This window comes from Terriglobia bacterium, from assembly GCA_032252755.1.
In the GTDB taxonomy this organism is placed as follows: domain Bacteria; phylum Acidobacteriota; class Terriglobia; order Terriglobales; family Acidobacteriaceae; genus JAVUPY01.
This window is the reverse complement of record JAVUPY010000073.1, coordinates 47,903-59,411: the sequence shown is the minus strand read 5'-3', so window position 1 is coordinate 59,411 and position 11,509 is coordinate 47,903. Positions and strand designations below refer to the sequence as shown.

Here is an 11,509-nt window from a genome sequence, read left to right as displayed (position 1 = left end):
ATTCGGCTCAGCAAAAGCTTCAGAGAGATCCAACGCTTGGCGGAATTTTGAAGTTTTGTGGATGGCGGATTGCGAATGAAGGGTCGTGGACGGCCATTTTGGATTTTGCGAATAGCGAATGGGAAACCGCGAATTGCTAATGGCTAATGCCACATTGCTGCTTCGACTGAACGCTGACTGCTGATTGCTGAATGATTTAATCCCGCCTCATTCTTGAATCGGTACTGACACTCCGATGCCGCCTTCTGCACGTCTGCGTAGTCCGGATACTTTCGGTAGGCTGCGAGGGCCGGGTCTTTCTCCAGCGCCTCAGCGGCGCAGTAGTTCTGCTGAATAGCGCTCTTGATCAGCTTCGTCGCGACGTCCATTTGCCCGCAGTAAGCCATCAGGCTGCCCTGGTAATAGCGAAATTCGGGATCGAGTTGTGCCATCAATGCCTTCTCGTTCTGCGCCACCAGCACGTTCATATCGCCAGCAGGCCGTCCATCCAGGCATCCCTGCAGAATTCGGCCGAACCAGGTGGCATCATTCGTCATCGCCTGCGCCGCCACACGCGCTTCGTCCGTCTGGCCCGCCCGCAGTAGGATTCCCGGCTCGACGTTCCGTGCCCACTCCGATCCGGCGTCCAGCGACAGGAACTGCATCGCGCGATCCGTATCGCCCTTCTCGAAAAAAGCGAATGCGCATGAACGGTACAGGTAATCGCCCGGATCCAGTTGAATCGCCTTCTCACACTCGTTGCCGGCCTCGTCGAGCAATCCGGCATAGCGCAGCACGTATGCCATCGTGAAATGCGCCTGCGCATTGTCGCCGCGACGCTGCAGTAGTTCCTTCGCCTGCTTGTACGCCAGGCTCAGTTCGCCGCGTTCCACATGATGCCGCACCAGGTGCGCCGCCCCCTGGACATAGTTCCGATCCAGCGCAACCGCCCGTTCATAAGCATCTCCCGCTCGCTTGTAAGCCTCTGGTCCCCCTCCGCCATACTCCGCGTCGTAGTAGTAGCGGAATCCCAGCGCATCCCATGCCGGAGCGTAAGTCGAATCGAGCCCAACAGATCGCTCCAGCATCTTGATCGCAACCCGATTTGGCGCCGGGTCATGCGAAACGGCAGAGCTGCGCAGGTACAGATCGTATGCTTCGGCGTTCTTCGGCCGTGTCGCCGTCTCAATCGCCGATGACCTACCCACCAGCATCGGTATCAAGCCGCGCCGCAGATCTGTCTCCAACTCCTTCTGCATCGTCGTCAGGTCCTGCACCGGCATCTTCAGCGCTTGTTGCCAAAGTAGCCGGTTCTTCCTCACATCGATCGCTGACAACGATACCTGCAGCGTATTGCCTTGCTTCAGATACTGCCCCGTAACCACCGTTCCAACGTGCAACGACTTCCCCGCCTTCTGCGGATCGACATTACCGATATATTGACGTGTTGACGTAACCGGGCGGACCTCAAGATTCGGCGTGTACGTCAGGATGGTCGCGACCTCGTCTGCCAAGGCATAGCCGAGATAGTCGCTGTTGATGTCCGTCGGGTTCATGCTCTGGAACGGAAGAACCGCAATCGTGGTTCCCGCCAGCGATGCGCGTGTCCTATAGAAATAAACTCCAAAAACAATTACAAGCATTAGCAGGAATGCCGATATCCCCGCGAGGATGTACGTCGTCTTCGCTCCCATCCGGCGGAACACCCTCCCATGCCGCGCCTTCATGAGCCGGCTCAGCGCCGGCAGTTCTGTTGAATCCGTGTCGCGCTTCAGGGACTGCAAATCGTCGCGCAGCTCCGACGCTCGCTGATATCGCCGGCCCTTATCCTTCTCCAGCGCCTTCCCAGTGACTGCCTCAAACTCTGAGGGCAGTTCATGGTTCAGCGCCAGCGGCGACATTGGCTTCTTGTCGAGAATTGCCGCCAGTGTGAGCACGGAATTTGAAGCCGTGAATGGCCTCTGCCCCGTCGCCATCTCGTACAGCACCACACCAAACGAGAACAGGTCCGAGCGAGCGTCCAACTCCTCGTTCCGTACCTGTTCCGGCGACATGTACGCCGAAGTCCCTGCAATGATCTCTGGATTCGTGATCACCACGTCTCCGCTCGGCAACTTCGTTCTCAGGATCTCGACGCCATCAGGCCCAACCTTCTCCAGTTCGAGGTCGCGCACCGCGACCGGCTTCGCCAATCCAAAATCCAGGATTTTCGCCTGCCCCCGTTCATTCACAATGATGTTCGCCGGCTTGACGTCCCGGTGAACGATTCCCTTCGCGTGCGCGGCATCGAGGGCATCCGCTACTTGCACTCCGATATCCAGGATCTTCTCGAGTTGCAGCGGATGTCCGCCTTGAATCATTCGATCAAGGCTCAGCCCCTCCAACATTTCCATCACAATGTACGGGCGGCCCTCGTGCACTGCGAAGTCGTACACGGTACAGATACCCGGATGATTCAATGCTGAAGCGGCCTGTGCCTCGCGATTGAATCGCTCCAGAGCTTTGCTGTCATTGGCTAGATTGGCAGGAAGAAATTTCAGCGCCACCCGGCGGCCCAAAGTCTCGTCTTCGGCCTCATACACCACACCCATCCCGCCGCCACCCAGCTTCCGCAGGACGCGATAATGGGAAATCGTCTGGCCAATCACGACTCGGCCCCCCGGGTATTAAACGCGAATGTTAGCCCCACCGCAAAGACCGGTCAAACGAGGCTTGATGCTGTTCTGATCTCTTGCTTTTCTTGCTGTTGTTTTTGTCTTTTAGAGCAGAATTTCTCTGTGCCTCTGTGCCTCTGTGGTGAGATCTTCGCCTAAAACAAAACCGGCACCCCAAAAGGAGTACCGGTCTAAACCTGAAAGCGACTTACCGCTTTGGCCGATACGTATCCGTGCTCGTTCCGTAGAACACTTCCGCGGCTTCCATCACGGTCTCTGAAAGCGTAGGATGCGGATGGATCGTGAGCCCGATGTCCTTTGCCGTCGCGCCCATCTCGATCCCCAGCACACCCTCCGCAATCATGTCCCCCGCTCCCGGCCCGGTGATTCCGACGCCAAGTACGCGCTCCGACTTCGGATCGATGATCAGCTTCGTCACACCTTCCGTCCGATCCAGCGTTACCGCGCGTCCCGAAGCCGCCCACGGGAACTTTGCAATCGAAACCTCGCGGCCTTCCTTCTCCGCCTGCGTCTGCGTCAGGCCAGCCCATGCGATCTCCGGGTCCGTGAATACTACTGCCGGAATCGCGTACGGCTCGAACGCGACTTTGTGCCCGGCAATGTGCTCCACTGCCGTTCGACCCTCGTGCATGGCCTTGTGTGCCAACATCGGCTCGCCCGCAACATCGCCAATCGCGTAGATCGAAGGATCGGTGGTCTGTAGTTGCTTGTTGATCTTGATGAACTTGCCGTCGAGTTGAACTTTCGTGTTCTCCAGTCCCGGCACCTGCGAATTCGGCGTGCGGCCAACAGACACCAGCACGCGGTCGTACGTCTTCTCCTTCTCCTTCACATCGCCATCGAAGGTGACGTGTACGCCGTTCTTCTCTTCCTTCATCGACGCGACCTTGGTGTTCACCATGATCGCCTCAAACTGCTTCTCCAGTCGCTTGTGCAGCGGCAACACGAGATCGCGATCCGCGCCAGGCAACAATCCCGATAACATTTCAACCACCGAGACTTTTGACCCGAGCGCAGCGTAGACGGACCCAAGTTCCAATCCAATATACCCGCCGCCGACGACTAGCAAGCTCTTCGGCACGTCCGGGAGGTTTAATGCCCCGCTTGAATCCCACACCCGCGCGCTCTTCGGAAAGGTCGGAATCACCGCCGGCCGCGAACCGGTCGCTATGACGATCTTGTCGAACGTCAGGTTCTCCGAACCGCCCGCCGTCTTCTCCACCTTCAGCGTGTTCGAATTGACGAAGCTCGCGGTTCCCTGGATGTAGGTTACCTTGCGCATCTTCGCGATCTGCCCAAGACCGCCGGTCAGCTTGTTCACAACGTTCTCTTTGAAGGTGCGCAGGCGAGTGACATCGATTTTCGGAGCTCCGAAATCGATGCCCATGTTCGAAATGTGCTTCGCTTCTTCGATCATCGCCGCTACGTGCAGCAACGCCTTCGACGGAATGCATCCGCGATAAAGACAAACTCCCCCCGGATTCTTCTCCGGATCGATCAGCGTGACCTGCATTCCAAGGTCAGCCGCAAGAAAAGCGGCGGCGTACCCACCCGGCCCGCCGCCCATGACTGCAACCTTCAGATTCGTATTTGCCATGTAGTTTTCTCGAAATGGGTACCGGGTGCCAGGTGCCGGGTACCGGGTACGTTCTTCCCGGTACCTGGAACCCGGTACCCTTATCCCGTATTTCCCGCTATCCCTGTACCGAAAGTAAGAACGGCTGCTCCAGCGCTTCCACCACCCAGCGCAGGAACCGTGCCGCGTCCGCGCCATCGATCAACCTGTGATCGTACGAGAGCGAGAGCGGCAGCATCAATCTGGGCTCAAACTTGTCATTCACCCAACAAGGCTCAATCCGCGAACGCGACATCCCGAGGATCGCAACTTCCGGATGGTTCACGATCGGCGTGAAGTACGTTCCGCCGATGCCGCCCAGATTCGTAATCGTGAACGTGCCGCCTTCCATCTCTTCTGGCTTCAACGTCTTGTTCTTCGCCTTCACTGAAAGTTGCGAAAGCTCGGCCGCCAACTCGGTGATGTTCTTCTCATCGACGTTCCGAATCACCGGCACCAGCAGTCCGCGATCCGTATCGACCGCCACGCCAAGATGTATGTAGCGCTTATAAACAATCTCTTCACCCGCCATGTCGACCGAGGCGTTGAACTGCGGGAACACCTTCAGCGCCGAAGCGACTACCTTCAGCGCAATCGCTGTCACCGTCATCTTGCCGCCGGCAAGTTCCGCGCGCGACGAGTACTTCTTCCGCAGCTCTTCCAATTCGGTGATGTCGGCTTTGTCGTGCTGCGTAACGTGCGGAATCGTCGTCCATGCTTCCGCGAGGTGCTCGGCCGTCTTCCGCCGGATCGCCCGCATCGGGACCTTCTCGACCGGTCCCCACTTGCTGAAGTCCGGCAACTTCACCGCCGGACGCACACCCGGCACCGCGACTCCCGCGGCCGCCGCCGTGATCACCGCTTTCGCGTGATTCTTGACGTCGGCCTCGGAGATCCTGCCGTTCGGCCCCGTTCCCTGCACGTTGTAGATATCGACACCGATCTCGCGCGCCAGCCGACGAACCGAAGGCGACGCCGGCACAGGCGGACGATGCTCCGCCCCCGCACTCTTCACCACCTGCGACGCTACAATTGCATGCGCCGGTTCCTGCCGCGTATCGCGCGGGAACGCCTGCGCTTCGGTTTTTCCCTCGGCCGCACGCGCAATGTTGTAACTCGCGCGCGCCATCTCCGCGCTGCTCGTGTCCTGTGCGGCTCGATCCTCTACCTTCTTTTCAGCCGGCGGTGTGGTCGTCGCAGCACCCTCTCGCAATGTCAGGATGACCTGCCCAACCTTCGCCTTCTGCCCCTCACGAACCAGAACTTCCTTCACGGTCCCAGACACTGTCGACGGCACTTCCACCACAGCCTTATCCGTCTCCAGTTCGATCAACGTCTGCCCGTCGCTGATTGTGTCACCCGGCTTTACGGCAACGCGAACCACATCTCCCTGAACAATGTTCTCGCCCAGTTCCGGCAACTTGAACTCAAGCGCCGTGGCTCCTTTGCCACCGCTAGCCGGAACCGCCGGCGCAATCGCCTCCGGCCTCGGCTCTGTTTTTGTAGGCCCAGCCTCTGCTTTTGCAGGCTCAGCTGCCCTCGGCCGGGCACCCACAGGCTCAGTCCGCGGGATATCTTTCTTCGGTCCCGCTTTGTTCTCTTCTACCGCCGCCCCGGCCTCATCTCCCTCAACTGTGAAAATCGTTTGGCCCACTTTCAACTTCTGGCCCGCCTTCACCGCAATTTCCTTAACGGTGCCCACAACCGACGACGGCACTTCGATCACCGCCTTATCGGTTTCTAACTCGATCACCGGCTGTCCCTCGGAAACATTGTCCCCGGGCTTGACCATCACTCTTACCAAATCGCCCTGCTCAATGTTCTCGCCCAGTTCCGGTAACTTGAATTCAATTGCCACTGAGGTTCCTTTCACTAGGACACCACCGGGTGCGGCTTCTCGGGATTGATCCCAACATCCTGGATTGCTTTCTTCACTACGTCAGCCTTCACCTTGCCGTCCCTCATCAGCGCCGAAAGTGTCGCCAGCACAATGTGCTTCGCATCCACCTCGAAGAAGTCTCGCAGAGCGGCGCGCGACTCGCTCCGCCCAAAGCCGTCCGTCCCGAGCGAAATCATCTTTCCCGGCACCCACTTTGAAATCGACTCCGGCAGCATCTTCACATAGTCAGATGCCGCGACAACCACGCCGTCATCTCCGCCCAGGATCTGCGTCACATATGGCAACCGCTCTTTCTCCCCCGGATGCAGCATGTTCCAGCGCTCGGTCGAAATCCCGTCGATGTACAGGCATTTATAGCTGGTCACACTGTAAATGTCCGCAGCCACCCCGTACTTCTCTTCCAGGATCTTCTGTGCCTCCATCACCGACTGCATCATCGCACCGCTGCCCAGCAACTTCGCCCGCAGCTTCGCATCCTTTTTTTCGGATTTCTGGAACAGGTACATCCCTTTCAGAATGCCTTCGCGCGAACCGTCGGGCATCGCCGGCATCTCCCAGGGCTCGTTCATCACCGTCAGGTAATAGAAGACCGGCTCCTGCTCCACATACATCCGCCGAATGCCATCCTGGATGATCACCGCCAGCTCATATGCAAACGCCGGATCGTATGCAACCAGGTTCGGCACCGGATACGCCAGCAGGTGACTGTTGCCGTCCTGGTGCTGTAGTCCTTCGCCGTTCAGCGTCGTGCGTCCCGACGTTCCGCCCAGCATGAAGCCGCGGCAGCGCATATCGCCCGCCGCCCACACCAGGTCGCCCACCCGCTGCATCCCGAACATCGAGTAATAAATAAAGAACGGAATCGTATTGATCCCGTGGTTGGCATATGAAGTGCCGGCGGCAATGAACGACGACATCGATCCCGCTTCCGTAATGCCTTCTTCCAGGATCTGCCCGTCCTTCGACTCCTTGTAATAAAGAAGCGTGTCCATGTCGACCGGCTCGTAAAGCTGGCCGACGCTCGAATAAATTCCCACCTGCCGGAACATCGCTTCCATGCCGAACGTGCGCGCTTCGTCGGGAACGATCGGCACCACCAGCTTTCCGACTTGCGGGTCGCGTAGCATCTTCGATAGCATGCGCACGAACACCATCGTCGTCGAAACCTTGCGTCCCTCCGTCCCCTTGTAGAACTCCTCGAATACCTCTTCGCTCACTGGCTCCAGCTTCGGCGCCACAACCTTTCGCGCCGGCATGTACCCGCCCAGTTGCTTCCGCCGATCCTGCATGTACTGGATTTCCAGGCTGTCTTCCGGCGGCCGATAGAACGGAGCACCGTGCAGCTCTTCGTCCTTAATCGGAATCCCAAATCGCGAGCGGAACAGCGCCAGCTCTTCGTCATTGATCTTCTTCTGCTGGTGCGTGATGTTCTTGCCTTCGCCGCTCTCGCCCAGCCCGTAACCTTTAATCGTCTTGGCGAGAATCACCGTCGGCGATCCCTTGTGATCTGTAGCCGCCTTGTACGCCGCATAGACCTTGAGTGGGTCGTGTCCACCCAGTCGCATCTTCTCTAGTTGCTCGTCGCTGAGGTGCTCCACCATCTTCAGCAGTCGAGGATCGGTGCCGAAGAAGTTCTCGCGGAAGTAGGCGCCGCTCTCGACAAAGTATTTCTGATATTGTCCGTCGCAGACCTCGCCCATGCGCTTCACCAGCAGGCCCTCGCGATCCTTCGCCAGCAGCGCATCCCAATCGCTGCCCCAGATGACCTTGATCACATTCCAGCCGGTTCCGCGGAAGCTCGCTTCCAGTTCCTGGATGATTTTGCCGTTGCCGCGCACCGGCCCATCCAGCCGTTGAAGGTTGCAGTTGATAACAAAGATGAGGTTGTCGAGCTTCTCCCGTGCCGCCAGCGAAATCGCGCCCAGCGCCTCAGGTTCATCCGTCTCGCCGTCGCCGAGGAACGCCCAGACTTTCCCGCTCGTTCCCTTCTTCAGGCCGCGATTCTCGAGATAGCGGTTGAACCGCGCCTGGTAGATCGCCTGGATCGGCCCCAGTCCCATCGAAACCGTCGGGAACTCCCAGAAATCCGGCATCAGCCAAGGGTGCGGATATGACGACAACCCACCACCCTGAGCCAGTTCGCGACGGAAATTCTCCAACTTTTCCTTCGAGAGCCGACCTTCCAGGAACGCCCGCGAGTACATACCCGGCGACGCGTGTCCCTGGAAATAAACCAGGTCGCGATCGCCATCCTCAGTTTTCGCTCGGAAAAAATGATTGAAGCCGACTTCGTAGAGAGTTGCCGCGGAGGCATAAGTGGAAATGTGGCCGCCAATGCCCTCGGATTTCTTGTTCGCCCGCATCACCATCGCCAGCGCGTTCCATCGAACCAGGCTCTTGATGCGGCGTTCCAGCTCCTGGCTTCCCGGAAACGGTGGCTGCTTATCGGGCGGAATCGTGTTCGTATACGGCGTTGTCGCCGTAAACGGCATCCGGAAGCCGCTCTGGGCCGTATGCAATTCCAACTGCTGCAGCAGACGCCCGGCGCGCTCGGCGCCCTCATTCTGCAGGACGTAATCTAACGAATCCAGCCACTCACGGGTCTCCACCACCTCAAGACCCACGGCCTCGTTCCCATTACTGCCATCAGACTTGTTCACTCAATCAACCTCACCCAAGGTAGACCAAACAGACTATCTTAAATTATCGGACCGGTTTTTGCGCACCCGTTCCCGACTCCTAACTCCCTGCCAGCCTTATGGATGCACACTTCTCGGAGCACCGGCTCTTCGCCGGCCGTGCCCGTGTGTATGAAAGGTATTTCTCTTTGTTGATGCCCCGAAACCCACTCCGGTCGCATCTTTCTGATGCCAAAGTAACTCTATTCGGAGCGCCGACGCCCCGTCGGCCCAAAGCGACGCGAGGCGTCGTCCACGATAGTTCTCAAGTGAACGGTTAGTCTCTTACTGATTTCTGGTTCCCCCATTCAACTTCTTCACCAGCTCCGCCACATTCTCCGCAAAGTGCCGAACCGTAGCGACTCCCTCTTCGTCGTTCAACGCCTCGCCCGGCAGCCGCCCAAAAACCATGTTCCAGTAGCTCGATCCCGGCACGATCATGTCATTAATAAGGAAGAACATCAGCATCTCCTGCAGCGTCAGTGTCTGGCCGCCTCTCCGTGCCACCGCCACCGGGCCGCCAACTTTCCCCGTCAGATACTTGTCGCTGTTCCGTGAGACATATCCAATTCGCTGCAGGGCGCACATCACATCCCCGCGCGCCGTGCCGAAATACACCGGCGTCCCCACAATGAACCCTTGCGATCCGCGCAGCTTCCGAATGATCTCGTTCAGCCCATCATCCAGCCCGCACTCGCCCGTCTTCGCGCACTTCAGGCACGCAATGCACGACTCAATCTTCATCCCCGCCAGCGAAACGACCTCCGCCTCGACCCCATGCTCTTCAATGACCTTCGCGCACTCCCGCATCAACAGCGCCGTATTGCCGTTCTCTTTCGGACTCCCACTGATAAGCAGTACTTTCACCCCGCGCCTCCAAGTACATCGCCGTTTCCTCTTCAACTTACGCTGTGGAATACCGCGTGAAAAGAAACTTCATTCACTCACGGGCTCTACCTTCGAGTGGCATTTCAGCGCGAGAGCGGGCTGTTCGGCTGGAGGGTACCGTCTCGTGGGTACCCCGCATCTGCCGCGGTTAGCAGATGTGGGTCTGTCCGATCTCTTTCCTCACCACAAATTCGCCGCCACAGGAACCTGCGCCCGATCGACCAGCGCGATCGCATTCTCCTTGCACACCGCCCGGCAAACGCCGCACCCATAGCACCAGCGCTGATCGATCACCGCTTTCTTATTCGACGCGCTCCACGTCAGCGCGCCAAACTGGCACTGACGCATACATTCACGACACCCGTTGCACACATCCGGATCAATCTGTCCGACGTACTCTGCTCGAAACATCATCGGCATATTTCGAGACAGCGTGAACCGCATCGCCCAGCAATCCGAACGATCGCAGTTGCAGACGCCGCCGATGAACGGCGTCCCGAACGTCCAGATCGTGTGCGCCAATCCCTCCCGCTCATGTCTGCGAAAAGCCTCCAGTGCCTCTTCCCGCGTCAGCGTTTCCGCGCCCGACGTATACGGCCCACCATCGAATCCTTCAACAACTGTACCCAGAATCTCGGCCAGGCCGGTCTCCGGTGACACACTGATTCCGTAGCAATATCGCTTCTCCTTGCCCAATGTGTTGTAGCGGCAATAACACGCAACGCGCACAATCGAGTTCGTCAGGTTGAAAATCTTCTCGACATCCTCGATCGGCACCACCTGCCCGTAGTGCATCTTCTTCTGCTTCCGCGTGATCATGAACACGAACCACTCGCGCACGAATTTCGGAAGCTTCTGCAAACTCTCAGCTTTCCCGACCGCTTTCCCCACTGCCTCCGGATTCTCGTACATCATCTTGAGCAGGTTCCTCCGCTCGACATCACTCGCAAGATCCGCGGAGTAGTTCTTTGCTTCGAGATACCACTTTTTACCTTCTCCATGCTTCAGGCAGAATTCGCACATACTAGGCCTCCTGGCTGCTGCAACGCACAACAAAATATGGCCTGAGCCTGTTAGCCCTGGTTTTCGGTTGATGAATGTTTTCGAAGACAGCGAGCCCTGAGCCCTTAACCGTGGGGACATCCTTCTTATATATGCCGCCGATTTTGCATTTTCATTTCTCGGAAGACAAGCAGACCGGTCACCTTGACGGGTGATAACCGGAATTGAGTGTTGTTACGAGTCCGGCGTTCGGGCGAAGCTCCGCTCGCGCCCTAGTTGTAATGCAGCAGGTAGCCCGGCTCGAGCGGCAGTTTGCCGTCGATCTTCAGCACTGTTACGGAGCTGTTGATGGAGTAGAGATCAACGACGCCGATCGCATTCGGCATGCTGTTCACGGTTTTGATGACTTCGTCGTCCGTGGCGACGACGATGAAAGTCTTCTTGGCATTAGCAAGGAACGCCGGCAACTGCTCCAGCGCCTGGTTAAGAAGCTTGGTGCCGAAGATTTTTGTTTCACTCGAGCCCGGTGCTTTTATTACGAAAACTATCTCTTTACCGTCCGCCCATTTCGCTGGCGCCGTCTTCAACGCCTTTACAACCTCCACAGATTGCACGCCTTTCAGCGCCGATGACCTCGCGACCACTAATGCCACCTCCTTCGCCCATGCCGCGCCGGACAAACCGGCGAGCACAAGCGCGAAGGCGAACATTTTTGTAAGTCTTGAGGCGGCAATAGTCATGAATTTCCCGCAATGGTACAGCGACCCGGGGA

7 protein-coding genes are annotated in these 11,509 nt (G+C 58.0%); all 7 read right to left on the bottom strand.

The genetic code is table 11. The annotated features are described in order from the left end of the window. Positions 1-143: 143 nt before the first annotated feature. The 7 genes from ROO76_19080 to ROO76_19050 all read right to left on the bottom strand — a co-directional run bounded on the left by ROO76_19080 (position 144) and on the right by ROO76_19050 (position 11,477). Positions 144-2,627 carry a protein kinase gene (locus ROO76_19080; protein MDT8070277.1) on the bottom strand — a complete coding sequence of 828 codons (2,484 nt, stop codon included), beginning with the start codon at positions 2,625-2,627 and terminating at the stop codon, positions 144-146. Positions 2,628-2,841: 214 nt separating this feature from the next. After that, positions 2,842-4,251 carry a dihydrolipoyl dehydrogenase gene (gene lpdA / locus ROO76_19075; GenBank protein MDT8070276.1) on the bottom strand — a complete coding sequence of 470 codons (1,410 nt, stop codon included), beginning with the start codon at positions 4,249-4,251 and terminating at the stop codon, positions 2,842-2,844. Between the two features lie 97 nt (positions 4,252-4,348). Further along, the gene (gene aceF, locus ROO76_19070) at positions 4,349-6,127 is read right to left on the bottom strand and encodes a dihydrolipoyllysine-residue acetyltransferase (GenBank protein MDT8070275.1); all 1,779 of its coding nucleotides are present in this window, start codon (positions 6,125-6,127) and stop codon (positions 4,349-4,351) included. A 14-nt stretch (positions 6,128-6,141) separates the two neighbouring features. Further along, positions 6,142-8,829 carry a pyruvate dehydrogenase (acetyl-transferring), homodimeric type gene (gene aceE / locus ROO76_19065; GenBank protein MDT8070274.1) on the bottom strand — a complete coding sequence of 896 codons (2,688 nt, stop codon included), beginning with the start codon at positions 8,827-8,829 and terminating at the stop codon, positions 6,142-6,144. Positions 8,830-9,132: 303 nt separating this feature from the next. Then, positions 9,133-9,714: a flavodoxin family protein gene (locus ROO76_19060; protein MDT8070273.1), complete on the bottom strand. Its 582-nt coding sequence runs from the start codon at positions 9,712-9,714 to the stop codon at positions 9,133-9,135. Between the two features lie 201 nt (positions 9,715-9,915). Beyond that, positions 9,916-10,758, bottom strand: a complete 843-nt coding sequence (locus ROO76_19055; GenBank protein ID MDT8070272.1) for a 4Fe-4S binding protein — start codon at positions 10,756-10,758, stop codon at positions 9,916-9,918. A gap of 251 nt (positions 10,759-11,009) precedes the next feature. Further along, positions 11,010-11,477, bottom strand: a complete 468-nt coding sequence (locus ROO76_19050; GenBank protein ID MDT8070271.1) for a hypothetical protein — start codon at positions 11,475-11,477, stop codon at positions 11,010-11,012. Positions 11,478-11,509: the final 32 nt, after the last annotated feature.

Coding starts and splice junctions, on each gene's coding strand:
- lpdA (MDT8070276.1), bottom strand. CDS start 4,251: ATGGCAAATACGAATCTGAAGGTTGCAGTCATGGGCGGCGGGCCGGGT.
- ROO76_19055 (MDT8070272.1), bottom strand. CDS start 10,758: ATGTGCGAATTCTGCCTGAAGCATGGAGAAGGTAAAAAGTGGTATCTC.
- ROO76_19050 (MDT8070271.1), bottom strand. CDS start 11,477: ATGACTATTGCCGCCTCAAGACTTACAAAAATGTTCGCCTTCGCGCTT.